The sequence below is a fragment of the Ruegeria sp. CDSC051 genome, from assembly GCF_059610665.1.
This window is the reverse complement of record NZ_JBXWOC010000001.1, coordinates 588305-612447: the sequence shown is the minus strand read 5'-3', so window position 1 is coordinate 612447 and position 24143 is coordinate 588305. Positions and strand designations below refer to the sequence as shown.

Sequence of the window (24143 nt, the reverse complement as noted above, 5' to 3'; positions counted from 1 at the left end):
GGGACGAAACACAAAATGACGACGAGCAGTTCCTCGGGTTTGACCCGGCGTGCTTTATTGGGCGCATTCGCAGCTACAGCAGTTGTAGCAACTCCAACCTACTCCAATGCAGCAGGATTCCTTCGTGGCGGTGGTGATATTCGCCGTATTCGCATGTATTCCGGACGCACTGGCGAGCGGATCGATATGATCTATTGGGTTGACGGTAAATACATCAAAGACGCGGTCAAAGAAGTGAACCACTTCATGCGCGATTGGCGCACCGACCAGGCCAAAGATATGGACCTCCGCACGATCGACATCATGGCGGCGTCGCATAATCTGTTGGATGTCAACGAACCCTATATGCTGCTGTCGGGCTATCGCTCGCCGCAGACCAACGCGATGCTGCGGTCACGGTCGCGCCGTGTTGCCAAGAATTCGTTGCACATGAAAGGCCAGGCAGCCGACCTCCGCCTGTCATCTCGTTCGGTCTCGCAAATGGCCAAAGCGGCGATGTCTTGCCGTGCTGGTGGTGTTGGCAAATACCACCGCTCGAACTTCGTGCATATGGATTGCGGTGTAGTAAGAAGCTGGGGCGGTTGATCCGCCCCGCCCGTCGTCAAGAGAACTTTGTCACTCACGTAACCGTTTGAATGAGCAGATTTATCTGCCATTGTGGAGGTGCCTATTCTACTCAGGCAGCCTCATAAACCCTGCGCAAACCGGCTGTTGCAGGTGATTTTCAATACGAGCCCAAATATTCAAGAAGTGGCGCACCTGAGAGGTATGCGCATATTGTTGTTTTTCAAAGGCCTGCATTGGAAACCAAGTTTGGTGGTGGCCACCAAGTATCAATAGCTTACAAGGGACTTTGGAAACTGTTTCGATCTTTTCAATCCCCCAACATCACAGTCTTCCAAGTCTGGATAACCCGGGCCGGTCGCCTGATTGCCACGCGGCCAAGATCCTCAGCCGTTGGCGACCAGACCTTGACGTCGAGATATTCGCGCCCGTGCTTATGGCAGGGAAAAGGTGCGTGATTCAGCGGCCACTCCGGCCCCACTATCTCAACCAGATCAGAAGCCAGGTAGTTCATCCGCTTGTGGCAGAGGTTACAGCGCAGCGTGATTAACTGATGAGCGCGGGCCGCGTCGACCATCTTTCGAGACGGCTTTGCTGGGTGTTCTCGTATCGGCGGATTCGCGGCGGGCATGATGAGAACATGTAGAGAACATTTTCAACTTATCCAAACCGATTTTTGCCGCTCTTAATTGTGAACTCTCGAATGTCTGCTGAGAGCCCATAGTTAGTCGGGAGTATCGCACCGAATTGCTAGATTTTGGCTCAATAAAGCAACGGTCTGTTACTTATTGCCCTCTTGGTACACGATCACCTGCTTTGTAGAAGGGGGGTAACTCAATGCCTTTCGGAATACAGAATTCAACAAGAGATGATGATTTTTCACCGACCCAAATGATGGCGTCACTACCTTGGCGTATATAGCCCGTTTGTTCGCAATAGGCTTGCGCTGCGGCTATCACGGCGCGAACATCGCTTTCCGCATCGAAATCGACACTCATAAAGTCAGCGATGTCCAGAACAGAAGATACTGAAACAACATAGGTATTGCTGTCTAAAGTAGTGGCGACTGGAGCGAAATGATGAATAACTCTAGAACCGTCTTGCTCGAAGTGAAAAACGGATCCCTTCACAATCTGAATATCGTGCTGCAACGTGACCTGTTCCGTTGGTCTGTCGTCAAACGGAAAGAATGTTTCAGCGACATCGTTTTCAGATGATGGTGAGGTACAACCGAGCAGCGGGAGCAAAAGCGAGATTGTGATTGCTTCGCGCAATGCAGATTCCTCCTTTAGGTCGCCAGTTACTCAAAGCTATTCAAAACTTGACATGACCTCAATGTCCGTTTCGTCCGCAGAGCCGACATCAGGCGCTCCTTATTGTTGACTCTCGAATGTCTGCTGAGAGCCCTTTCTGACAAATTCTGCGGAGGGATTGAATGTCCGGTCTCGAAGTGTCACGCGATCCAATCTAAGACTACGCTATCACTATTGGAGATCGCAAATACGATGAACTATGTCTCCTTCTTCTGGCACTCATACTGGCCGCGATCTGGTGAGCCTTTTGTGGTTGAAGGCGTGCTACGGGCTTTGCACAGGCAACTGGTGCTAAGATTTTCGGATTTGTTTCAAGTTTGCTAGACATAGCAGTTGGTATTTTCAATAACGAAGTCGCGTTGGGAATTTTGGATTGCGATTGGGGGGGAATATATTGGATGTTGAAAAGTCTGAGGCAGAGGCTTCGTTGAGTGACCGCGAAGCAAACTACCTTCTCGAAGAGTACAAAGCGCTAAGGGCTTCAATCGAGGCAGACACTGAAAGAAACTTTCGTCTCGAACGAGGGGCCTTCGCAGCGCTAGTGGTCATCTACGGATTGATTTTCAGCGATAGCTTCCTGATTAGCAACGAGTTCGAAACATGGGTATGGTTTGCGCCACCTTTTGTCTCGCTATTCTCGCTGCGTAGAACCTTTCTGCATCGCGTTTTCATAGAAAGTATCAGTGAATACATCCGAGCGAATATCGAACCTGTTATCGGTCCAAAAGCAGGTGGTTGGGAGCAAGAGCGATTTGCAGCAAGCCAAAGAAGAGTTCGGTACTTCTCGACAGACTATCGGCCAAGTAGGCTCTGGCTACTTATTTTCTTGGCGACCGCTGTTGCGGCTTTAACAAAGGTTTTTGGCTTCCACTAGGCCTCCTATTTGTGAACTCTCGAATGTCCGCTGAGAGCCCAAATTGACACCGGCAAAGCAATGCCAGACATATGCAAAATGACCGTTCAAACAGTTCACTCTTATTGGATAACAGCCTCTGGCCGAGAAGGATTCTCTGGTTCGGTTGAGGCCTGCTTTCCCTATTGGAGCTTCACCAAAACTGTAATTTCAATCTGTGCTTTGAAACTAGTTGAACGCGGGAAACTCGACCTGGACGCCACGCTGAAGGGCGAACGTTACACCCTTCGCCAACTTCTAAAGCACACCTCTGGTCTCCCAGATTACGGGCAGTTTTCTGAATATCACTCAGCCGTTGCGGCCAAGGAAACACCTTGGACACGCAACAAACTACTTGATGTGGCGCTTGCAAAAGGAATGTTGTTTGAGCCGGTACAAGGTTGGTCTTATTCCAACATAGGCTACATGTTTGTAGTCGAGCTAATCGAAGCGACGCTGGAGACGCCGCTTCGTGAGGTTATTGCCGATATGGTGTGCAAGCCGTTGGGCCTGAACAGTATTGTGCTTGCAGAAACATGCGAACAATTTCGGAGGGTACATTGGGAGGCCGCGACTGACTACGACCCAAAATGGGTCTACCATGGGTGTTTGATCGGAAACGCGCCAGATGCCGCGCGGCTACTGCACGCGCTTATGTCTGGTCATCTGTTGCAGCCAGTTACCATGCGCCAAATGTTAGATGCAAAAATCCTTGGCGGTGCTATTCCCAACCGTCCATGGACAGAATGTGGATATGCTCTTGGCCTGATGTCTGGTGCTTTGAATAGTGTGGGTAAGGCGGTAGGGCATTCCGGTGGTGGACCGTTTAGCGTAAACGCAGTCTATCATTTTCCTGACGTTACTGATCCAATCACTGTGGCCTCGTTTACAGATGGGACCGCTGAGGGTGTTGCCGAGTTTGCAGCGGAGAGGCTAGCCGAAGATCAATGACTGCTTCGTCCCGCATAGCAGACCTTGAAACCCTCAGAACCGGCTCAATGTCCTACTGAAAATGTCGGATGACCGGTCTGAGCCCAATGTACCGGATGCTGCGTTGCGCACGAACGTCCGCTCGGTCAGAATGGCGCGAAAATCGTGAGTAAGAAAAAGGGGGCCTTGGCAAGGGATTAGTGTCGCGGGTTTTTCATGCGGTTGTTGTGACTTGAGCGAGGTGGCATATTCGTCGCATGCTGCGTTTCATTGCCAATTTTTGTGTAGTTCTGTTTCTCACCATTTTTACCCAAATTGGAGGGCTAGCGTGGCTAATCGCGCTTCTCTTCCGCAATAGAATAATCTCGTTCCTTCTGGCCTACGCAGCTTTGACGACAGCGGCGATCTGGATTGCACCGAACTTTGGCCGAGTAGCATTGAATTGCTTCGATAACGGCTCGCTTCAGGTGCAAAGCTGGATGTATTGTGCGCTCAATCGTAACTACGTGGCCCCGGAACTGAGAGACGTACTTATTGAGGCCGCCGAAGAACTGGATCGACAGTATCCCGGCACAGAAACGCTGGTGCTCGACGCTAATTTCCCATTTCTCAATGGGTTTCCTTTGCTGCCGCATCTATCTCATGACGATGGCGACAAGGTTGATCTTGCGTTATTTTACCGCGACGAAACAGGTTATCTGCCCGGTGCAACTCGATCACCGATAGGGTATTTTGCGTTCGAACCCGGCCCGACCGATTGCACCCCAAGATGGCCAACTCTCAGATGGGACTTTGGTCTTATTCAACCACTTTGGCGCGATTATGAGCTCGATGGAGCACGCACAGCTACAGTCTTGCGAATTCTATCAAACGACGAACGCGTCGGAAAAACCTTCATAGAACCGCACCTTGTTCAGTCGCTGCGTGTCGCCCACCCGCGTATTAGGTTTCAAGGGTGCAGAGCGGCACGGCACGACGATCATATTCACTTTCAACTATGACAGCAGGCCGAAATTCATGCGCCACTGTCGCTTGGGAACGCGATTGTTCTTGACCAACGCCGGTTCCTATAGCCGTCATTGGCGCAGCCGCAGCGAAAGCGGGCTTTGTCCCGCCAAGCCGACATCAGGCACTCCTTTTTGTGAACTACAGGCTGTACTGCAACTATCGACTGAAAGTCCAAGCCGCGATAAGTAGCAAAAACAAAACCACAAACAGGGTAAACTTAACAACCAAGGGTCGGTCTTCATCGGGGATGTAAACTCCCCCTCCGCACATTGGGCAGCGTTTAGTATTGATAGCCCTAGCGTTGGGATGTGCTGTCCAACCACAATCCACGCACTTTCCCCTGTAGCGACCCATTTGCTCGCCCTCCTTATTGTGGACTATCAAAAAATTGCTGCGAAACTCAAACCATACGGGCGGATCTTTTCAACGCAGTTCATCTCGTAGTACAAATACCCCCACACAACACCTACTATTAGGCCAGTACAAACAGCTGCGAATGCGAGACGCCTTTTTCCGTATTTCGCCAAGGCTAGAGACCCGAGTAAGCCAGCGAATGCTATCGTCCAGCCTTGCCAATCAAAGAACGTGGATTGAAAGCACTCTTCATACGTCATTCGGCCTTGGCTCCTATTTGTTGACATTGCTCCAAAGCCTATCGAAACGCATCTCCGCTTCTTCGTCACTAATGGCCCAAATCCATCGAGACAAAAGGATAGCTGCCAAGAACGCTCCAATAGCAGAAAAAACAGCTGCACTCAGGGCATCACCCGTGTTTACCGACCAACCTGCGTATCCCAAGTTGGCCGCAACCACTAACCACAGCCTGAAACCCTTCCAGTTACCCATGCCTTCTCCTTATCGTGATCTACAATACCCTGCCCGCTTGAGCCGTGACCTGGCCGCGCGCGTCTCTAAGTGCCTGTACCGCCCACCCGAATATCGGGCGCAGTCCAGAGCATGACCGGCGGCAATGACTGCCGCGCCTATGTCCTGTCCGTCAGCATAGCAGACACCCACCCAGCGGTCGTGAGTACGTTCGCCGTTCAGGTCGCAGGCGATGGACTTGCCGCGCAGATAGTTCACCATCCACCGTTTCGCGTTCTGACCAGATCGAGTGCCGAGTTCAGGTGCATCGACGCCGTTCAGCCGGACAGGTGTTCCGTCAACAACGATGGTGTCAGCGTCCCGAACATAGGTGCCGCCCGCTTGGGCAGCGGTGGCGAGAACAAGGGCGGCGATGGCTAGTAGGTGCTTCATGGCGCCTCCCTATTGTGAACTACCGGTTATCGATTCCCAGCGCACTTCAATGGTGGCAATGCCGTTTTCGTAGGACAACTCTTTGGGCGCTTCCATCGTACCTGAAACATCCACCGCTGGCTCTTTGAGTTCTAGCACGATCCGATTTACCCAAGTCCTCGTTGCATTGGCAAATTGACGCTTCAAGGTCGCTGCCTGCTGGGCGTCCAACTCAACAATCGCAACCTCATCGATCTGTAATTTTGGCATCTGCCATGCTCCATACTGTGTACTTCAGTTTTGCGCTCCACTGCGGGCTTCAAGCGCAACCCAAACGTCACCAGAATCGACTTCTGCTTCGTTTGCGGTGAATTCCACAAGCATCAGCAAGCTCTTGTCAGGCATCCTGTCCTCAACATCGTCATAGATTTCCAAGATACGCTTCTGTTCTTCGGTCATTCTCCGCTCCTTATTGTGAAACTCTAATCGACGTCCGATACGCAAACGGCAACCAAAGTCGTTAGGCAGTTTTCAACTGCCGCAGCGTTTTCTTCAGTTACTTCTACCTCTGTACCTTCTTCCAAAGAGGTGATGACCTCCATCGCTGTATCGAAATCATCTAAAGAAAATCCATTCTTCGGCTCAATGGGGTTTATGCCATGGCGCTGCATTAGTTCACGCGCTCGTTTCAATATTTCGTCCGAGCGGCTAAGAACTAAGTTTTTTGCGCCTTCGCTCAGTGAAAATCCAGAATTGCTCAATGCTCTCTCCCTATTGTGAACTATCTGAATCGAGCCACTCCAGGATCGATTCAGCAAGTGAGCCCATGAACGGATCACTGAACAGCGGCTCGGAGGCACCATCCGGCGTGAACTCGTAAAAGGCGTCGGTCTCATCGGTATCCCATGTTCCGATGAATTCACCATCCTTCGTCAAAACGTCATTGTTCCGCAAGAAATTGATCGGAAATTTGAGTTCGTCGGTCATCGAAATTCCTATTGTAAACCCAGTGTCCAAACTCTAGGGTTCTGTCTCGCCTCATCCTTGAGGTGAACAACATAGATTGCACAACCAAGGATCGCGCAGAAAATCAGCAAGTTCACGGCCAAGACCCTGAATATACCACGGCGGTAGTTCCGCCCTTTCCACGTACCCCTGAACTCATCCGGCTTGCGGGCCCTCGGGTTGGTATGTTCGAAACTCTTGGCCACAAGCACTCCTTATCGTGGACTTACTTTCCCGCCTTGAACAAACGTTGCAGTTTGACCTGGCGCTGAGTTGTTAAGTGGCTTCTTTTTCTTTGGCTTCTTACCCTTCCGAACAAGCTTGAGGTCCCCTGGAGAAAGCCATTTTTCTTCTAGTTTTTTGACTGCCGCGACTCGTTCAGCCTTGCTGGTATTCTTGCCCATGCGCCGCTCCTATTTGTTAATACTCAAATCTCGCAAGGTACAGAAACTGATCTTTGAAAACGATCAATATGATCAGGCACAGAACAGCTAATCCAAGAGACCGGAACAACTTGTTTACTTCCCGTCTTTCGTCGGGCTTTGCGTAGTCGTACCCCGTTAAGTACTGGATAAAGGTCCTCAAGCCGGGCTCCTATTTGTCGTCTACGAAAAAGTTTCCGGCTTCAATTAAGGGGCACTTATCCAAGTCACCCTCGCATTTCAATGCACTGCCGCCGCCCGCCGACAAGGCGATATCGCGGTCCACCGGCGAATTCGGGTGGCTGCACCACGGCGCCCTAATGTGTTGCGGCGCGCGTCGTTGACGGTTAGCACTAATTGGCTTACGCTGAATGGTCTTTCTAAAGACCTCAAAATACTGGCAATCGTCCACTTCGGTTCTCCAATTCGTCGTCTACACAATCTTCAAATCTTTTCTGGCGATAGTCTTCAAATCATCCAGGCATTTTCTGTAAGCGTCATGTGATTCCGCGAGGCGTACGTTCCAACTAAATGTCTCACCGGGAATGTTGCCCGCCTCCTCAAGATCCCTGTCAAGCTGGTGTAACCTGTCCAAGAAATCACTTGAAAGCTTGAGAGAGCCAATGGTTTTCGCCTCTACAATTTTCTCATGGGCTCGCTTACTCATCTGCTCCAATTCGCGCTGCAAGTCCTCTGAGATGGTGTGTCCAACAGTTTCAGCGTGAAGCGTTTCATCGACTTTTCGAAATGCATGATAGGTGGCAGTGATGACATCCTCATAGACGTCTGCGCGGCGTTCCCACCATTTTTCGGTAACGAATTTCCTCAGAGCAACCCGAATTGATATCCACACACCCACAAAAATTGACAGCAATGACTTGACCAAATCAGCCCAAAAACCTTCTAAGCTGTTAACCCACGCAATGCCTTCTGCAATCCAACACAAACGAAATTACTCCTGCTCGCCAATCGAATACTCCAAGCCCTTAGCCCCCGCCCTTAGCCACCGACGAACGCTTTCGGTGTTCTTCACCGGCTTGGCGTCAGGATCGGCGGCGTTGGCCTCGGCCATCAGTGCACCGGCTGTCATACCCTTGATCATAACGCAACCAGCGGTTCGACCAACAATGTAGAATGCGCCTGCGTTGTAGAGTCCTTGAATGCACCCCAGCAAGCGGTTTATTGCCGACAACTTTTGAAGGATCACCCTGACACTTGTGGGTGGTAAAAAGTTGACAAAGCATTGATTTTCAAACTAACTTTTCAGAAATTGCGAGTTCAGAACAATCTTATTAAAAAGTTAAAAATGACACCTTTTCATGGCTTTGTACATTCTATCTCATGTAACTTTCCCAGGCTTTCTACGTGGTTTGCAGCTCTTATACTGAGCTTATTCTGGGTAGGAATTTGGTTTTTTACTTTCTTTATGGTGACATGGGTGATGGATGTTGAGACAACTCCCCTGTTGTTCATTGTCACTTTTTGGATAGGTGTAGCCGCGGAGTCTTTGATCCGGTGGATGGAAAACACTCAGACAATAGCTATTATGTCCAAGCCATTGAATCCAAATGCAAAAGGCGACAACCAGGATTTCAGGTTCGGCCGAGCATGGCGTATCGTGTTCGCGCAAGTGCTTGTTATCGGGGCATATATTTTTCTAATCTCACGCGCCCCTGACTTGTTTGCGCTTAACGAAAGCCTAAAGTTCTCTGGTCAAAATGGTGAAGTCGGTAGTAAAATAATCATGTCGATGGTTAAGAACTGGTTTGAGATCGCAAATGACCCACACTTTACCATACCATTGATGGTTGGAGCTTTCTTTCGAGCTCTTATCTACAAGAGAGACCCGAGCCGTTCTTTACAGTAGCAGAAAAGAGGAAATGTCGATGGAGATCATTGGAGTTCTACTCTCCAAGGCGGGCCTGGTATTCGTAATGATGTCACTGCTCGTACCGTTGGTACTTGCCTTGATGTACGTTTACGCCCACCTATGGCCCCGCGTTTCGCAGTTGCTGCATTCTCACGAGCCTTAAGACGTTAACTAGTTCGCAACAAAGAAGGGCCCCATCGCATAGCGGGGCCCCTTTTTTACTCCCCAAACAGCGACAGCCCAGAAACAAAAAAGCCCGACCACAGGGGCCGGGCTGAGTAAGCCTTAGGGCGAGGGAGCCCAGACAAGTTGATCGAACTCCTTTTCAGTTAAGATACGCGCCGCACCCCGGCGCAGGGATTGCAATGGGTCACCGACGGTTCGTCAGTCGATTTACGCCCGACCTAAGAGCGCAGATATCGGATGGTGTTATCCAAGAAATAGAAGGTGATGATCGTCCACGCGATCCCTTCCAGATAAGGGCTGAGCGGGTCGGTTGCTCCCCACCCCAAGACCTTATCCCAGACAATCAGCTTGGCGTTGTAGATGATGAATGGAAGCGCAAAGGCTGCCCGAACCACCTTTGGCCAGAACGACCCCGCCCCTCGTGTCTGAGCCTCAACGCGGGCGGTCAGGGTTGCAATCTTCTCGTCCAACGCAATCCGCTGCTCATCGTTTTTCGCCGCCAGTCGATCCGCATAGGCGCCGCGGAGCTGAGAGGCCAGACCGTTCGCGCCACCACCTATGAACCAAGAAGCGATTGCGGCAAACATCAGAAGCGCTGCCCCACAGGCGTTGTGGTGATCTTGCGCAGCCACATGTTCACGATGACCATGCCGAGAGAATAGAACGGAAGATATTCGGCTGGGATCACCGCGTGAAACTCGGGCGTCTGCAAAATCTGCCAAAACAGGTCCCAGACAATCGGGCCAGCCAAAGCAATATTAGCGAGTATGGTGCGCCACCCCTTGAGAATATTCATAGGTTCACTCCCCCACAAAACAGATCGTTTATGAAACTGATGGAACAGGCCTTGGACGAGACTGCCGACTGAATCTGTTCCCACCACTTGATTGCTGCAACGACGGCCAGACCGACCCCTGCTGCCGCGCCATCCCTGACTTGGTCCTTGCGTTTGACCGCCTTTGTGTCGGTGACCTGTTCGGGCTCCGTGCGATCGATGTCGAAAGGCGTGTCCGGGATTGCCTTCCATTTGCGAAACGCTGCGGCCAACTTGGTGTGATATCCATGCTTGGCGTAGCCTGAGCCGTTGTATCCTCTGGCGAACCCCGGCCAATCGTGGTTCCGAAGTTCATCATCCAGCCCCGCTGAAACGATGAATTTCACCATGGCGCGCAGGTGAGTTTCTTCATCATCGACAAAGGCCTCAACCATGGCCCGGGCGCTTGGATATCCGGCCAGTCGGTGGTTGAAACCCATGATTTGGCCCAGACCCCATGAAACGCTGCGCAGTGCCGCGTCTTTATTGATACTCATCATCTCCGCGAGAAGCTGATAGCGCGCCTCGGTCGATTTCGGGTAAGGCTTGGTTCCCCACCTGCGATAGGCCAAACCACGGCGCACTGCCGCGTCGCGCTCTGCACCCGGCCCAAGTTCGCGATAGAAGATGTGGCGCTCTGGAAGCATCTTTAGACGCCCGTCCTTAAAGAAGCCACCACCTCGGGTTTCCACATCCAGAACCGCGTGAATCTCGTCTTCACCAACGCCGATTACGGCACCGATGCGAGACAGATCAATATCATCCAGCCGCTTAGCTTCACCTTTGAAATTCATCAGCTTCACCCTTGATTAAACCTTTCAATCGCTTGGTGTTGTGACCTTGAGCGGGAACCAGGGCGTCCAGCGTGGCACGGGCTCACCGATCCCCGGGCAGCCCGGATAGATCACTTTGGCCCGCCAGCTATGGTCGCCATCGGGCAGATAACTTGGGATGCGCAGGTAGACCGTGAAATTGGTTGGGGATCTGGTCAGCTCCACAGGCGTCATTTGGTTGAGGTCAAAGGAAGCCTGTATGTTCTGGCCCGCTGAAGTGCGCACAAAAGGGACCATCGAAGCCGACGCACCGCAGTTCTCGCCATATCGTGTTTTGGCACCGCTCAGGACATACAGACAGCCGGACGAGCTGCAGGCCCCCACTTGTCGGGCAATGCGCTCATTCCACTCGACCACATCTGGCGGCGGCATGTTCTGCTCAACATATTCCAGCCGATCCACAATTTCCGTGATGCCAACGAAGTTCTGCACCCCGGTTTTAATGCCCGGCCCGAGAAACTGAGCCCAGAGAGATATGAAGAGACCGCCAATCAGGAGAGTGGCTTGCAGCACCTTCCGGGCATACTCCATCCACTCACCAAAGCGCTGCGCCTGGCTCTTTAATTGTTGCTTTGTCATCGTATTCCCGATCAAGAACAGGCCGCTGTTTGGCCTCAACTCACCAGCTTATGGTCGTTGCTTTCAGCGCATTTGCGCCCTGCACCTTGAAAGCGGGGGCAAATGCAGGGCGCAGAGACGCCGTTATTTTCCTATGACCTGGAACCGATCGTTCCCGGCGTCGTACCAGAGCTTGACGGCTTCACCCGACGCAAGATCAGACGCCGCCAGGGCGGTGCCTGCTGCCTTCACCACAAACTTTGCACCGAGGCTGTCGATATTGAGGGTCACAGCGCCCGTATTGGCCCCAGCAGTAACCAACAGCACCTCAACTAATTCGGTATAGGCTGTCAGAGCGGGGGTTAGCGCTGCGGTAATGGTGTCCGCACCGGAAACCGAACCAAGGACAGCAGGCGACCGCGAAAGGACCGGGATTTCGTGATCATCGGTGCCGTCATACATGTACCAACGGTTGGTATCAGTGTCGCGCCAGACAGTACCGGCGACGGCATAAGCGGGACGTGCAGCCCCTGAGTGGCTGTCCAGCAGCGCATCAAGGCTGGCGTCATCCCGATCAGCATAAGCCTCTGGATCTACCGGGGCATCCGCAATGCGCGGCACACCCCACGTGGTGGGTTGAGACATCTTATTCTCCTTTCAGTGGAAGCTGGCCGCTTAGCTGGCCCAGAAACTATGAAGGTCGGCAATTTCCGTTGGAGTCAGGGCACGATCAATCGCAAGAACGTGCTTGATATCGCCCTGCCAAAACAAATCTCTGCTGGTTCCCGAGATCAAACGACAACCGACTGCAACCGGGGTGGTAGAAACTGGTGTTCCACCATAGGTCGATGTGGCGACAGAGGCACCGTTTACGAAAAGCTCGCAATCCCCATTGTCATAGACAGCGGCGACATTGACAAAATCTGTGGCCGACCTGCGATCTATTGAATCCTGGAAGCTGTTACTGCCCAGAGTGCCAATCCCCATCGACAGCTTGCCGTTGGTAAAACTCATCCAGTTTCGCGCCGTTGCGCTGCCCGACAGCGTTGCACCAACTATTGTATTTGTTCCGGAAGAGCTGAGAGGGGCGCGGACGCGGGCAGCATAGGTTCCCGCGCCTGCTGGCATCAAAACACCACCGCCCGTGGCGTCATAGGCATCATTCACGCCGTCAACAATCAACTTGTCCGGCGATCCCCACGTTCCCGCCTGGTTACCATCGAACGTATATCCGTTATCCGTTTTGTCGACTGCCGACGCAATGGTTTGGCCGTCCGACACGACAGGCGTTGTCTTGCCGGTATCCTGCCACAACGTTGCTGTGTCGCTGAAATCCAGAAGGAACCCATTTTCGCCACCAGCAAAAATATCAAGCGGTGGGTAAGCTGGCTGAACGACTGTTGCCCCGGCTTTTACCCTGATCACTTCCGACAAAGCTTCGCGCCCGCCAGAGACGACACTGACGGCATAGTGGTAATCGACATCTTCTGTTGTGGTTTCGTCTTCGTAGCGCCCCGCATCCGCCGCCACTGTCGCAAGAACGGATGGCAAGTTCGAAGCCGAAAACGGAGCCGTGTCGCGATAGATTTTCTGTCTATCACCGATGACACGAGGCGACCATTTCAACCGAACCCCCATTAGAAGCCCTCCCCCGTCAAATTGCCAGGCGCGGCCAGATATCGGGCACGGACACTTGGCGTCTGCCAGTTTTCATAGCCATCCCTTGTGGCCTTGACCCCAAATTCTACCCGTGCAGCACGACCACCCACGACCCCGAAGAAATCCGGCCGTGCAAAGAAATCTTCAAAGCTGAAAAAGTCCGGTGCTGTTTCGTCATATGCCCAGGTGTCGACGGCCCCCACGTTTTCCGTGTGGACCAGAACCCCTGGCCCGTCCTGCAAGAAGAAGTCTTTTTCGGCACAGAAGTCGGGCGCTGCAAAGAAATCGTCTTTCGGCAGAACCGCCCGCACCTCAACATCATAGGTCACACCAGCTTCAGGACCGATTGAACCGTGCGTGTGATCCTCAATGTTTCCGGTGGTTTGCTGCCGCCGGTCCCGATGTGCCCAGGTGATGGTTGAAATCGCCGGGATGATCGCCGAGGGCGCGTAACTCCCCTCAACCTTCAACTGGCCGACGGGATAAGGTCGCACCGCGCGACTGGCAAAGGTGATCTCATCAGTTGGCGCAGAACTCAGATTCAAGACATCACTCGAAATCTTGCCCAGCAACCGGATGTCAATTTCTTCGGCAACAAGGTACTGGATTTCGTCCGACCCGGCGTTGGAATGCCAGAAGATCATCTGCGTGCCCGCCGGGTGCTCTGCTGGCACAGTGTCCAGACATGCCCGCCCAACAGTGACGGTCACGACATCATCGACACGCGTCATATCGTCAATCCGGATGTATTCCCCGCCGATATAAGCCAGAGATCCCGGGGCAACGTCTTCAAGCCCATCGGACCATTCAATATCCAGAACAATATCATCAGCATCACGCTTTAGAGGCGTCAGGGTCTTGCAAACGGGTGAATAGAAGGCGTTGCCCCCCTGAACCCATCCCGCCCCGCTGTCGACAGCTATATCGATATCCGTGTGATCGTCGGTCGGTTGACTTCCGGTGGCATGAAACAGGCCAAGATCAGGTTCACGCGTCAGCTCATCGTCTACCGCTCCCTGCCCCTGATCTTGAACCAAAACATAGTACGGGATTTCCTCGACGAGACGTGTTTCCGATGCTTCAGCATATTCCGCATCAGGCGTATCTGGCAGGTCAGGAACCGGAACATCCGTGAGTTGGTCGAACCTGTCTTGCTCCACGCGAAGCACGACGGAATAATCATCCAGTTGGTCCCCTTCGATCTCCTTAATCCGAAACACGACATTATCGATGCCGAGTTGCGGTTCGTGGACAACAATCGGAGATCCACGATGCAGGCTGGGATCAAGATAGGCCACTCTGAACGCACCGCGGATGCCCGGAACGGTCCTTGCGTTCAGTTCCCGCTCACAAATCTGGGTTGCCAGCGGTGGATAGCTGAAGCCTTTCATTTCAACTGTCACCGGAACCACTTTGCCGGTCATCTGGATGCCCGCAATGTTGTGCTTTGTTATGGAATCCAATTCGCCATTGCTGCGCCGCGTATATTGCAATGTCACCTGGTTGGGCAATTCCCTCTGCCACGGTTTGACTGGACCATCCAGCCAATCCCCTTTGGCGATGATCGACCTATCAAAGACCGGCAATTCCGACTTCACATAGTTAGCGCGAATTGGGTAAAGTTCCCACTTTCCGGTTTGACGGCTGCGATAGAGGATCGTGTTTGTATGCTCTTCCAGTTGGCGCCTGTAATCAGCCCGAGTACCACCGCTCCAGTCGAAGTTTAGGCCCATCCCTTCGGAAACGAACATGTCTGCCGCTGTTTTGAAGCTGTCCCCGATGGATTCTGGATCGTCGTTCCCGCCAATCTTTGGGTCAACCACAAGCGCGCGGAATGCATGCGCGGGATTGATATCGGCCCAATATGCAAACGCGTTGGCCATGGCTGCGCTCAGGTCGTTGGGATTTGATCCTGAAACAATGGGTATTCCGTCAATCGACGTGTTGTCGAGCAGATCCGTGTAGGTCGTATCATCGAGGTCAATGTTGAAACAGTAGACAGAAACGTCTGAAATAGCCGCCAGGGTCGCCGCAGCATCAGTCGCCGATGAAATAGGCGCAGGCTCACCATCCGTGACAAAGATCAAAACCCGGTCTTTACCCACCGTGGCGGAACCCACTCCAAGCTGCGTAACCAAGCCGCTAAAGGAGTTTGGAACATACTGATCTGAACCATCCGCAACATTAAAGAAAGAGGCGGCTTGCGAAACCGCAGCGTCAAAATCCGTGCCGTTGCCGCTTGGCTCATCTGACAGAGCAGCAACCCAATCCTTCAGATCGTTATAGTCGGCATTCCCTGCATCAAGTCGCTGGATGGAACTCATCACCGAACCTGACCAAAGAACAATACGGACATCGTTCCGATACCCTTTGAGCGACTCCAGAAAGTTCTGGACGGCGGCTTTTTGCGTCTGCATCCGCGTGCCGTTCATCGAGAACGACCCATCCATGGCAATATAGATCGCGGTATTACGGATGCGCCCTTCGGCGTTCAGACGCGCCTTTTCCGGATACCAGTTGTCGTATTTCGAGTTGATCGCGACCGACTTGTGGCGCAATGGCTTCAGGATGGGCCTGTTTCCGATATACACCCGCCGCCAGACATAAGACACAACGCCCCGAAATGCGGGGATCGAGTCCGTCTTCCAGACCCGCTGAAGGTAACCGTTTTCCATTTGCGTGTCACCGCCCAGAAGAACGTCGATGTTACCGGAAAAGCCGCCTTCCTTATCGTCTCCGCCAAATATGTAGGGACGATTTATCCTTAGACGCCCCTGCCCCTGCACACCTTGCCAGACCATCTTGTCATCCATACGAATTGCAAGCAGTGCATCGCAATCAGTCGGGCCGATGAAGTGAAACCCACGGTAGTGCTTAAAGCCAATCGTCTGTTCGGAATCTTTACCGCCCACGTTCAGCCCCCCGTTTCTTTGCTGCCCGCTCCAACTCATCTATTTGGTCGAGTTGGTCGCCCGCCTTGCGTAGATCTTCCGCCGTCGCCCCATGCAGTACGAATTCACGCCAGGTGATCCCCAGCTTGTCAGCATGGCGCTCAAAAAACATCACGCGCGCATCCTTGCAGATACCCACGGTTCGGAAATCACAGAACCTGATCAGAGTCATTTCTTGCCTGTTTTGGATTTGATTTCCGAGCTACGGCGGTGACCATCCCAATGTGGCTGCACAGAGTGCCATGCCGTGCCTACTATGTAAGGAATATCCGCGCCCTCTTCCTTTCGGACGCTGTTTTTATCGAAGTCCTGCGGCTTTGGACCTTCTGGTTTGGACACGAAGTAAGACGCAATTACCGAAAAGATCAGGCCAATAGCCAAGTTAATCAGTATCGGCATCAGTCTATTCTCCGGCCATCAAATGGGTTTTCGTTGAGGCGTTCAAAGCCCCCGTAATTCAACAGATTACTGAACTTGCCCGCGCAATCTGACGAGGAAAGATCGCAGCCGGGTGCTATCAGAACGGCTTCGGACCCACTGCTAACGATCTGTGTCGCCAATCCTGGCAACAGCCCGGAAATCAGAAGCTGGTCGCCTGTGTGGGATCTGATCATTGCCATGGCAGAACCGTATTGAACGATCCCACCAGAATAGTGGCCATCCACTTCTGCTGCTGCCTCGGTTACAGTCAGCACATTGTCGGCGAATTCGGTAGCGGTACCAGCAACCTGCCACTCAGCCAGGTTCAAGCCGCACCCCTTGTGATAGTGCGCCCATCGGCACGGTCTTTGCGCCACCTGATTTTGCGCCTTGGCGTTGAAAGCCGTGAACTCATTCTCACAGATCAACTCATATCTGATCCACTTGTGTTCGACACCGGAAACGCGTCCGACAAACACACGCACAAGTTCTTCATCCGGATCGTTGGCAAAGGCGCGATAGATGGTCACTTCGGTTTCCGAAAACCCCGCGTCCGCTGAAATAGCCTGAGCAATGTCGCTGTTTCTGCTCACGATCAGCCGCGTTTCTGCGCGCTCTGTCGCAGCCGTTTCCCGGATCAGCGTGTGCCGCGTAGGCGAGCCTTTCCATGTCCGCGAAAAGAATTCTTCTTCACCGAAGAAATCCGCACGATCAAAGAAATCCGGAACAGTGCTGAAGTCGCTTGCGCGCGAGACCAGGAATTCCTCTTTAGTGCCTAGCCTGATGCGATAGAGGAATATTGGCTGCTTGCCGCTGATCCATGCGAGAAGTTCGGGGAAACTCATGCGGGAACCTCTTTAAGCGCTATCTGGCCAAAGGAACGGGTGCCCGTGTGCTCTATTGAAATGTCATCCTGATCAAAGCGAAACTTGCGCAGGAAAGATATCTCCGGGTTACTGAAGGCTTCGCCTGTGGCGGTAATCGTTAAATCATGATTGGTGCCGTTGACGGCCGCGCCTGTGATTGTTCGATAGATCGCGCCCCCTATGGATATCGACCGACCGACATAGTCGGCAATATTTGGCAGCACAGGCTTTACCGAGATTACGCCATCTGCGGCGCCGATTGGGTTTGCGGCAATGATTTCCCGTGATCTGGTCGACATGTAAAAAGCCTGGTCGCGGCCCCGGACTGCATTCAGCCATTCGCGGCGACGCATTTTGGCTGCCAGCCCTTCATCTTGGAAATTCATCTCGTAAGTCTTTTCGGGAATATCCCGGATTGGCTCGAATTCGACCACACCGAAGCCGTTATCCAGAACATCAACCTCAAAGCGAACGCCGCCCTTTACCGACTGTATCGCCAGAGAAACATCGGTCACCACGTCCAGCCCGTTGAATTGACTGAATGGGCTGTTAGCTGTCTGGTCTCTATCCCGAACCTGCCACCGCACCGAATTTGCCACCGCGTCATGGAACAAGCGGTCAAACTCAAGCCCGGTCAGAGTGAATGCCGTTACAATGGGCGCAATCACCGGATTTGTGTAATTGGCGCCGACCTGGGTTGCCAAATCAATCGACCCCACATTGACAGTGTCGATTTCTACCACAGTGAAGGTTTCACGGTTCTGATAGATAACAGCTTTTCCACCGGCCCTATAGGAACCATTCGTGTCACAGATTACGTTCGTGTCTGTTGACGAAATGACCTCACCCAGACTTTCCTCGAACCAAAGCGGCACATACCAATCTGACGTCGGGTTTGCCTCGATCAACCCCTCTGCAATAGTCAATTCATTGGCGTTCATCCGATAGCTCTTGTTCAGATATTGCCGCCCCTCGGAAAGTGAATTCCGGTATTCACCTGTTTGCGTTTGCTGGATATTTGTCGCCCAAACCAGTTCTTCAGTGATCTGATGCTCAGGCATGAAAGGCCACAGGTCAGGCACGACGGAACCCCGCCTCTTCCATAGTCCGAATAATCATGGACTGCGCGCGATTGCGCCTGATCCATGTTTCAAACAACCCCTCGTCAAGAAACACACCCAATGCCGGCGGAGATTGCTGTTGACCGCCAGACTCCACGCCCAACTTGCCATCAGATCCGCGCTTGAGCGGCATGATTGCTTCTGGCCCAGCCTCACCCATCAGGCCGGTACGACCGTCACGCAAAGGAAAAAAGGTCGGGCTGCTGACTACTGCGCCGGTTGCGAAAGGCACAACATTACCTGAGTCAAAAACGTTGCCGTTGGCGGAAGGAACCAGCGACCCATTGTTGAAGACGTTACCGTTGGCCGAGAAAACGAACCCGAGAAGGCTGGATATAACTCCACCACCGCCAGCCGAACCCGAGCTCGACAGCTGCGCGAAAAGCTGATCAAGGCCTTCTGTGAGCCTCCGGTCAGCTATAGTCGCAGCCAGATCGCCAAGAGCCCCGATGGCGGATTTCGAGCCATTCAGGATGCTCTTGAAGAACCCTGTAAACCCACTCTGTGCCTCGGACAGATCAATCGCACCAACCTTCTCGCGCAAAAGGTCTGTCGCCCTGGCAGCCTCTTCCGTGCTGATAACGCCAGCGTCCAATGCCTCTTTGATGGTCTCCAAACCGTTCTTCAGACGCAGGGACCGCTCATAGGCCGGGTCCATGCTGGCAACGAGGCTGTCAAAGGCACCGCGGAGCTTATCGACCTTCTTTGCGGCGCCATTGCTACCACCGGCTGCGGAGTTTCCAAGGCTTTCTAGGACTTTCTGTATGTCCGATGAGACGCTAGGAACTTCTACATCAACACTGCCGGTCGAACCGGATGCACCAGAGGGTACAAACTGACCGTTTCGCGGGTCCAGTAAATCTGCGTTTTGACCCTTGCGTCGCTGTACGGCCCTGTCGAACCCTTCGAAGAACTCGCCAACATAGTCCTCACCAAGTTGAGCAACAGCTGTGTCAATTACGCTTTTGGAGTCCTCCACGGCGCCTTGAAGCGGGTTTGGAATACCTCCGAGATCAGCGGGTGGAATGGGGGTCAGCGGGTTTTCAATTCCGAAGAAATCACCTGCCGAATTTATTCCTGTGACAATTTTATTGAGACCTTCGACAGCGGCATTGATCATACGTTCAACGCCCTCAATTACTGAATTAACAGCCTCAATGACCGCCGATCCCACGACCTTAGGCAACTGTGGGAATAGCTCGGTAAAGACTGTGTGCGCCGCCTTGGCCGAACCGATCAGCTTGTTGATGACAAAGCTGACGGACTCTTGCAGAACTTCCCAGGCGCCTGAGATCACACTGGTAGCCACATCCCACGCCTTAGAAATATCCTGTGTTGTGATGCCGGTTGCGCGAGATATTTTATCAAGTGCAACTTCTCCCACAGCTTGAAAATGTTCCCAACGCGACGATACGTAGACCACGGCACCCGCAAGCGCAGTAACCGCGCCGATGACCGGAAAGACAAAGGAAACTGCTGCCCCTATTCCGGCCAGCGCAATACCGAACTCTTCTGTTCGGGAGGTTGCGAACTCCATGGCCGGTACAATCACAGTCAAAAGCGCCTCTCCCACCTTGAGGCCAATATTGCTGAGAATGGCGAGCTGTTTGGAGAGACGGTTTTCTAGACTAGCACCAACCTTGTCAGCCGCCTGCTGAGCCGCACCGGAGGCGGTTGCCATCTGTGACATTGTAGCGGTGTACTTGTCACCTGCAGCACCAGCCAGTGCCATTACCGCCGGCATGGACTCGATCGATCCAAAGAGTGTGGTCAGGGCCTCCTGAGACCCGCCGGTTTTTTCCTCTATGCCTCCGATAAACTCGGCGAACCCTTTAGAAGCCAGCGCGCTGGTGGTGAATTCGATCCCCAGAGATTTGGCCAGTTTTTGAGCTTCTGTGCTTGGCTTCAAGGTCGCGGCGATGGCAGCCCTAAGACCAGTGACTGCCTCAGCCGTCGACTGCCCCTGTGTGGTGAGCGCAGCGACGCCAGCAACAGTTTCTTCGAAGGAGATTCCGACCGAAGACGTGATGGGAACAATTCTGCCAAGCGCCCCAGACAATTCATCAACGGTTGTCTTACCTGCTTTCACGCCGGTGAAGAGAATATCCGCGGCTTGAGCCGCCTTCAAACCTGATGCCTGATAGGCATTTGTAACCGTGGTCAAACCATCAACAGCTGTGCGAATATCGGTGACACCACCCACCGCCAACAGGTTGGCCGCATCCAGGAATTCAGTTGCCTCCTGAACGCTACCAGCGCCAGAACTTATCGCTTGATAAAAGGCATTTACCTGTTGAGTAGCCGACCCGCCGAACGTGGCTGAAAACCTTTTTGCAGCTTTGTCGATCGCATCCAGTTCTTCAGCAGTACCAGTAATCAGCGTCGATACTTCGGACAAAGCCTTGCTGTGCTCACGATATGCCCCAACGCTTCTGGCGCCGAAAGCACTTGCTGTCGCCAGAACTGCAGCCGTAGCCACAGCCGCCGCCCGCGACACCGCAGTGTATCCTTTTAAACTCCGACCCAGAGATTGCGTTACCTGATCCTGAGCGCTCACAAGACGACCATTGGCAGTACGCACCCTACCAGACGCATCGACATAGCTGCCAAGCGCCTTCTCGGTTCCGCCTGCCGAACGCTTCATGCGATCAAGTGATGTAGTTGCCTGGTCAACATCCCGCTGACCAACAGGCTTCATGTTCAGTTCAAGTAAGGCCATCTAGCCTCCTGTTGACTCACGAAGAGAACATCCGTCTTTATCGGCTCATTGCTTTGAACCGATTGGAGGACAGATGTTTCGATTTTTGGTATTGTTCGCGTTCTGCGCGGGTGCCGTCGCGGCTCAGACGGTTAGCGATGAAGCCTTAGCCGAGTGTCAGGCCAGATTCAGCGATTTCCCGAAGGTGAAAGATTGCCTTCCTGAAACTGATGTTGGCATCAGAATGTTAGCCGCTATTGGTTCAGACGATCTGTTTGGGGCTGCAGGAGCGGAAATCGCTGATGCCTGCGCTTCTCTTAACGACAATTCTGCAAGCGCGTGGGTTTGCGCCAGAACGGCCATACGCGATGCCGTTGAGCTAGTCGAAATGGTTGGTTCAGTTGACAAGATATCTGATCCACGCGCAAAAGGCGTGGCCAACCAAGAAATCTACCAGCGATCCCTTGATTTGGAATCAAAATTTCAGGCCAAATTCGATGTTCTGATTTGGGGCGGAAATATGTACCAACCATTGAGGTGATTTTCTGCCCACTGGAATGGTTCACCTTGCTACCAAGCAGGCGGGTTGCCACCCAATTCCCTGATCTTCTTTTACAAAACCCAAACGAATCTCGACTCCCTGAAACCACGCTTCTATGCAAGACGTACATATAATTCAGATCGAAGCACCCGAAGAGCAGAAGAGCAGAAGAAGCTGCCCAAACCTGACGACTGACTTGTCAGTAGGCGAAGACTTAAAGTAGGGCCTGTTCCTCCGGAAGCATGTATTGGTATTGAAGGCCGGAATGCAAATTCCGGCCACTTTTGGTTCACTCAACCCAGCTGTGCTATACTACCAACACTGTATTTTTGTTGGGTGATTAGCGTGGATATTTCTTTAGAATCTTTTCGCGCGGATATGATCCGCGCATTCCCGGATGTTCCTGCTCTCGCGAGACTTCCAATTCTATCAGAAGCAAATGAAGCCTTACTTCTGGCCGCTGTTGCGCAAGCGTGGGACGCCTCCAGCGTCCCCAAGAGTCACCCCCTACCCTTTCTGGTCATGGCGCGAAGAAAGTTTCTTGATCCTGCTGCGCGCCCAGCTAAAGCCGCTCAGCGTGTAGCCGCGAAGATAGCTTTGGCATTTTCTGACAGAGCAGTTCCAGCTGTTGTTGGCCCTGGAACTGCTGTTGGATCAAGCGCTAGTTCAGGCACTCCCCCTGAACTAACAGTGCGTTCAGTTACAAACGACGATCCCTATTCGGCTACCCACAGGTTCTCCCTCGAAATCTCTGAAGATGCAAAAACTGTCCGGGACATGCTCTCGCTTAGCCCGGTGATGCAACATTTTTTGACTGAAGAACTCAGACGCGCACCAGCAACAGGGCCCCGCCAAGCCTATGATCGCACGGTTGCGTTTACCGACCAACATCTTGCGCCAATAGAAAAGAGCGACCAAACCAAAAAACAACGTAAGCCGCCTAAGAAAGTAGTTTTGGCTCTTTGCCGATTGTTAGGCAAAATTTCCATTTATTTGGCTGCAAGTGTAACGGCCGTAAATGGAGGGGTTGAACTCTACGAACGCTACAATCCTGGCTATTCAACTCCGCCCCCGGCAATAGAATCTTCAGTTTGTCAGGGTATTGATGCTTTCCAGCAAGTGGACCCGGCTCCTGTTCAGGTCAAAATTGTGGGCACAACCAGTGGGCTCAAGGTCCTGCCAGATCCGGAACGCGGTGGAACACAAATTAGCAGCCTGATGGCCGGTGATACTGCGACATTGCTTGCTCAAGTGGGAGAGTTCGGGAAAGTCCGCTATTGGGGCAAGAACGGACAGGAAGAAGGTTGGGTACTTATTTACGAGAAAGTCGAGGGCCCGGACGAAGAGCAAGGTATTTGCTTTCTCGATCGAGCTTAGCACTCGTTCTCCCATACTGAGTTAGGTAACTCCTTTCACCTCCCTAACCATCCTCCCTTGCCCATTCCAGGAGTGCTGCGTCCATCTTCTCGATTGCAAGAGCCAATCTAAGTCGCTGTGCCTGGCTGGTGATGCAAAATAGATCGCAATAGTCGCGTATCGCGCCGGGCTGGATCGGTTCTGCCCCACCAAACCCGGTCGATCGCGTTCGGCTCAGGTAGGAGAATGCCTCCCAGAACAGCTGGTTTTCCGGCTGGGTTATTTTAGACAAGTCTGCGAGGGCAGCCGCACTGCCCGCCTCCGCTTTGCGCTTGAGGTATTCGTAATCTGCGTTGCCCTTGCTGAATCTCAGATGAGATTGCAGGGCTTTTACGAGTTTCCCACCTCTTGCTCCTGTGCGTCCTTGGCGGCATCGAGACTGAACTTTTCATGGTCGGTCAGGTCGGCCTGAATCTCGGCAAAGAGGTCTGCAATAACGGGGTGTTCAAATTCCGCCAAACCCACGAAGTTTTCCCGGGTTGGTTGAAGATCAGACCCCGCATTCTGAATAGTGGTTTCCCAAGACAGAATGCAGTGATCGAAGTTTAGACTCGCGATGGATTTCTGCACCCATTTGGCGCCTTCTGTCCGCGCTTTGACAAACGCGTCTTCGTCGCCGTTTGCTTTGTAAGCCTTTTCCGACTTCAAGTCCTGGACTTTGGCTTCGTGCATGATTGCTTCCAGCCCTGCGCGAAACTCTATATTAACCGAAGCAGCAGGCTTGGCGATGATCATGAGTGTGGCCGGGCCTCGCTTTGGCCCAAATGGAGCGGGAATGTCGTAGGTGAATTCCTTGCCGTCCATTTGCAGAGCGGCACCGTCGAGATTTAGCATGTGTGG

Annotated in this window: 32 protein-coding genes; 7 read left to right on the top strand and 25 right to left on the bottom strand. The window is 52.8% G+C overall.

Features of this window, described 5'->3' with window-relative positions; all coding sequences use genetic code 11:
* Positions 1-15: 15 nt before the first annotated feature.
* Positions 16-585: a peptidoglycan L,D-endopeptidase MepK gene (mepK, locus tag AC2FH0_RS03135; protein WP_142633747.1), complete on the top strand. Its 570-nt coding sequence runs from the start codon at positions 16-18 to the stop codon at positions 583-585.
* Positions 586-874: 289 nt separating this feature from the next.
* On the opposite strand, the gene AC2FH0_RS03130 is transcribed toward mepK, so the two are convergent.
* Both AC2FH0_RS03130 and AC2FH0_RS03125 read right to left on the bottom strand, forming a co-directional pair.
* Positions 875-1195: a hypothetical protein gene (locus AC2FH0_RS03130; RefSeq protein ID WP_496788561.1), complete on the bottom strand. Its 321-nt coding sequence runs from the start codon at positions 1193-1195 to the stop codon at positions 875-877.
* 154 nt (positions 1196-1349) lie between these two features.
* Entirely contained in the window at positions 1350-1838 is a 489-nt protein-coding gene (locus AC2FH0_RS03125) for a hypothetical protein (protein WP_496788560.1), read from the bottom strand.
* 433 nt (positions 1839-2271) lie between these two features.
* Here AC2FH0_RS03125 and AC2FH0_RS03120 point away from each other — a divergent pair, with 433 nt between their 5' ends.
* From AC2FH0_RS03120 to AC2FH0_RS03110, 3 genes are all read left to right on the top strand, one after another.
* Positions 2272-2751, top strand: coding sequence for a hypothetical protein (locus AC2FH0_RS03120; RefSeq protein ID WP_496688766.1), 480 nt, complete (start codon positions 2272-2274; stop codon positions 2749-2751).
* 78 nt (positions 2752-2829) lie between these two features.
* Positions 2830-3720: a serine hydrolase domain-containing protein gene (locus AC2FH0_RS03115; RefSeq protein WP_010443740.1), complete on the top strand. Its 891-nt coding sequence runs from the start codon at positions 2830-2832 to the stop codon at positions 3718-3720.
* Between the two features lie 236 nt (positions 3721-3956).
* Positions 3957-4700, top strand: a complete 744-nt coding sequence (locus AC2FH0_RS03110; RefSeq protein ID WP_496774785.1) for a hypothetical protein — start codon at positions 3957-3959, stop codon at positions 4698-4700.
* A gap of 634 nt (positions 4701-5334) precedes the next feature.
* Here the strand turns inward: AC2FH0_RS03110 and AC2FH0_RS03105 are convergent.
* From AC2FH0_RS03105 to AC2FH0_RS03065, 9 genes are all read right to left on the bottom strand, one after another.
* Positions 5335-5553: a hypothetical protein gene (locus tag AC2FH0_RS03105; RefSeq protein WP_496700319.1), complete on the bottom strand. Its 219-nt coding sequence runs from the start codon at positions 5551-5553 to the stop codon at positions 5335-5337.
* A gap of 9 nt (positions 5554-5562) precedes the next feature.
* On the bottom strand, positions 5563-5964 hold the full coding sequence (locus AC2FH0_RS03100; protein ID WP_496700320.1) for a thermonuclease family protein: 402 nt from the start codon (positions 5962-5964) through the stop codon (positions 5563-5565).
* Positions 5965-5973: 9 nt separating this feature from the next.
* Positions 5974-6213: a hypothetical protein gene (locus AC2FH0_RS03095; RefSeq protein ID WP_496700321.1), complete on the bottom strand. Its 240-nt coding sequence runs from the start codon at positions 6211-6213 to the stop codon at positions 5974-5976.
* 24 nt (positions 6214-6237) lie between these two features.
* Complete coding sequence (locus AC2FH0_RS03090; protein WP_496700322.1) at positions 6238-6402, bottom strand: hypothetical protein; 165 nt, start codon at positions 6400-6402, stop codon at positions 6238-6240.
* A 23-nt stretch (positions 6403-6425) separates the two neighbouring features.
* On the bottom strand, positions 6426-6704 hold the full coding sequence (locus AC2FH0_RS03085) for a hypothetical protein (protein WP_496700323.1): 279 nt from the start codon (positions 6702-6704) through the stop codon (positions 6426-6428).
* Positions 6705-6714: 10 nt separating this feature from the next.
* Positions 6715-6930 (bottom strand): hypothetical protein, encoded by a 216-nt coding sequence (locus AC2FH0_RS03080; RefSeq protein WP_496700324.1) that lies wholly within the window; start codon positions 6928-6930, stop codon positions 6715-6717.
* Positions 6931-7163: 233 nt separating this feature from the next.
* Complete coding sequence (locus tag AC2FH0_RS03075) at positions 7164-7352, bottom strand: hypothetical protein (RefSeq protein WP_496700325.1); 189 nt, start codon at positions 7350-7352, stop codon at positions 7164-7166.
* 451 nt (positions 7353-7803) lie between these two features.
* A complete protein-coding gene (locus AC2FH0_RS03070) occupies positions 7804-8316 on the bottom strand; it encodes a hypothetical protein (protein WP_496700326.1) in 513 nt (170 codons plus the stop codon).
* Positions 8317-8322: 6 nt separating this feature from the next.
* Positions 8323-8460, bottom strand: coding sequence for a hypothetical protein (locus AC2FH0_RS03065; RefSeq protein WP_496700327.1), 138 nt, complete (start codon positions 8458-8460; stop codon positions 8323-8325).
* Positions 8461-8676: 216 nt separating this feature from the next.
* Here AC2FH0_RS03065 and AC2FH0_RS03060 point away from each other — a divergent pair, with 216 nt between their 5' ends.
* Positions 8677-9237, top strand: a complete 561-nt coding sequence (locus tag AC2FH0_RS03060) for a hypothetical protein (RefSeq protein ID WP_496700328.1) — start codon at positions 8677-8679, stop codon at positions 9235-9237.
* A 407-nt stretch (positions 9238-9644) separates the two neighbouring features.
* Here AC2FH0_RS03060 and AC2FH0_RS03055 read toward each other — a convergent pair whose 3' ends face one another.
* The 12 genes from AC2FH0_RS03055 to AC2FH0_RS03000 all read right to left on the bottom strand — a co-directional run bounded on the left by AC2FH0_RS03055 (position 9645) and on the right by AC2FH0_RS03000 (position 21367).
* On the bottom strand, positions 9645-10013 hold the full coding sequence (locus tag AC2FH0_RS03055) for a hypothetical protein (RefSeq protein ID WP_496788559.1): 369 nt from the start codon (positions 10011-10013) through the stop codon (positions 9645-9647).
* The gene (locus AC2FH0_RS03050; RefSeq protein ID WP_496700330.1) at positions 10013-10222 is read right to left on the bottom strand and encodes a hypothetical protein; all 210 of its coding nucleotides are present in this window, start codon (positions 10220-10222) and stop codon (positions 10013-10015) included. Before AC2FH0_RS03050 ends, AC2FH0_RS03055 begins: the two co-directional genes overlap by 1 nt.
* Entirely contained in the window at positions 10219-11034 is an 816-nt protein-coding gene (locus AC2FH0_RS03045; protein ID WP_496700331.1) for an N-acetylmuramidase family protein, read from the bottom strand. Before AC2FH0_RS03045 ends, AC2FH0_RS03050 begins: the two co-directional genes overlap by 4 nt.
* Positions 11035-11058: 24 nt before the next feature.
* On the bottom strand, positions 11059-11652 hold the full coding sequence (locus AC2FH0_RS03040; protein ID WP_496700332.1) for a hypothetical protein: 594 nt from the start codon (positions 11650-11652) through the stop codon (positions 11059-11061).
* 123 nt (positions 11653-11775) lie between these two features.
* Positions 11776-12276, bottom strand: a complete 501-nt coding sequence (locus tag AC2FH0_RS03035; protein ID WP_496788558.1) for a hypothetical protein — start codon at positions 12274-12276, stop codon at positions 11776-11778.
* 30 nt (positions 12277-12306) lie between these two features.
* Positions 12307-13269 (bottom strand): LamG-like jellyroll fold domain-containing protein, encoded by a 963-nt coding sequence (locus AC2FH0_RS03030; protein WP_496788557.1) that lies wholly within the window; start codon positions 13267-13269, stop codon positions 12307-12309.
* Entirely contained in the window at positions 13269-16202 is a 2934-nt protein-coding gene (locus AC2FH0_RS03025; protein ID WP_496788556.1) for a vWA domain-containing protein, read from the bottom strand. Before AC2FH0_RS03025 ends, AC2FH0_RS03030 begins: the two co-directional genes overlap by 1 nt.
* Complete coding sequence (locus AC2FH0_RS03020) at positions 16192-16413, bottom strand: hypothetical protein (RefSeq protein WP_496700336.1); 222 nt, start codon at positions 16411-16413, stop codon at positions 16192-16194. The genes AC2FH0_RS03025 and AC2FH0_RS03020 overlap by 11 nt, the downstream gene beginning before the upstream one ends.
* Positions 16410-16640: a hypothetical protein gene (locus AC2FH0_RS03015; RefSeq protein WP_496788555.1), complete on the bottom strand. Its 231-nt coding sequence runs from the start codon at positions 16638-16640 to the stop codon at positions 16410-16412. The genes AC2FH0_RS03020 and AC2FH0_RS03015 overlap by 4 nt, the downstream gene beginning before the upstream one ends.
* On the bottom strand, positions 16640-17506 hold the full coding sequence (locus tag AC2FH0_RS03010) for a phage BR0599 family protein (protein ID WP_496788554.1): 867 nt from the start codon (positions 17504-17506) through the stop codon (positions 16640-16642). The genes AC2FH0_RS03015 and AC2FH0_RS03010 overlap by 1 nt, the downstream gene beginning before the upstream one ends.
* Entirely contained in the window at positions 17503-18609 is a 1107-nt protein-coding gene (locus tag AC2FH0_RS03005) for an RNA-binding protein (protein WP_496788553.1), read from the bottom strand. Before AC2FH0_RS03005 ends, AC2FH0_RS03010 begins: the two co-directional genes overlap by 4 nt.
* Positions 18602-21367 (bottom strand): phage tail tape measure protein, encoded by a 2766-nt coding sequence (locus tag AC2FH0_RS03000; protein ID WP_496788551.1) that lies wholly within the window; start codon positions 21365-21367, stop codon positions 18602-18604. Before AC2FH0_RS03000 ends, AC2FH0_RS03005 begins: the two co-directional genes overlap by 8 nt.
* 73 nt (positions 21368-21440) lie before the next feature.
* Between AC2FH0_RS03000 and AC2FH0_RS02995 the strand changes: the two genes are divergently transcribed.
* Together AC2FH0_RS02995 and AC2FH0_RS02990 are read left to right on the top strand one after the other, a co-directional pair.
* Positions 21441-21887 carry a hypothetical protein gene (locus AC2FH0_RS02995; RefSeq protein WP_496788550.1) on the top strand — a complete coding sequence of 149 codons (447 nt, stop codon included), beginning with the start codon at positions 21441-21443 and terminating at the stop codon, positions 21885-21887.
* Positions 21888-22232: 345 nt separating this feature from the next.
* A complete protein-coding gene (locus AC2FH0_RS02990) occupies positions 22233-23264 on the top strand; it encodes a hypothetical protein (protein ID WP_496788549.1) in 1032 nt (343 codons plus the stop codon).
* Positions 23265-23307: 43 nt separating this feature from the next.
* Here AC2FH0_RS02990 and AC2FH0_RS02985 read toward each other — a convergent pair whose 3' ends face one another.
* Both AC2FH0_RS02985 and AC2FH0_RS02980 read right to left on the bottom strand, forming a co-directional pair.
* A complete protein-coding gene (locus AC2FH0_RS02985) occupies positions 23308-23535 on the bottom strand; it encodes a phage tail assembly chaperone (RefSeq protein ID WP_496788547.1) in 228 nt (75 codons plus the stop codon).
* Positions 23536-23633: 98 nt separating this feature from the next.
* Positions 23634-24137, bottom strand: a complete 504-nt coding sequence (locus tag AC2FH0_RS02980; protein WP_496788546.1) for a hypothetical protein — start codon at positions 24135-24137, stop codon at positions 23634-23636.
* Between the last annotated feature and the right edge of the window lie 6 nt (positions 24138-24143).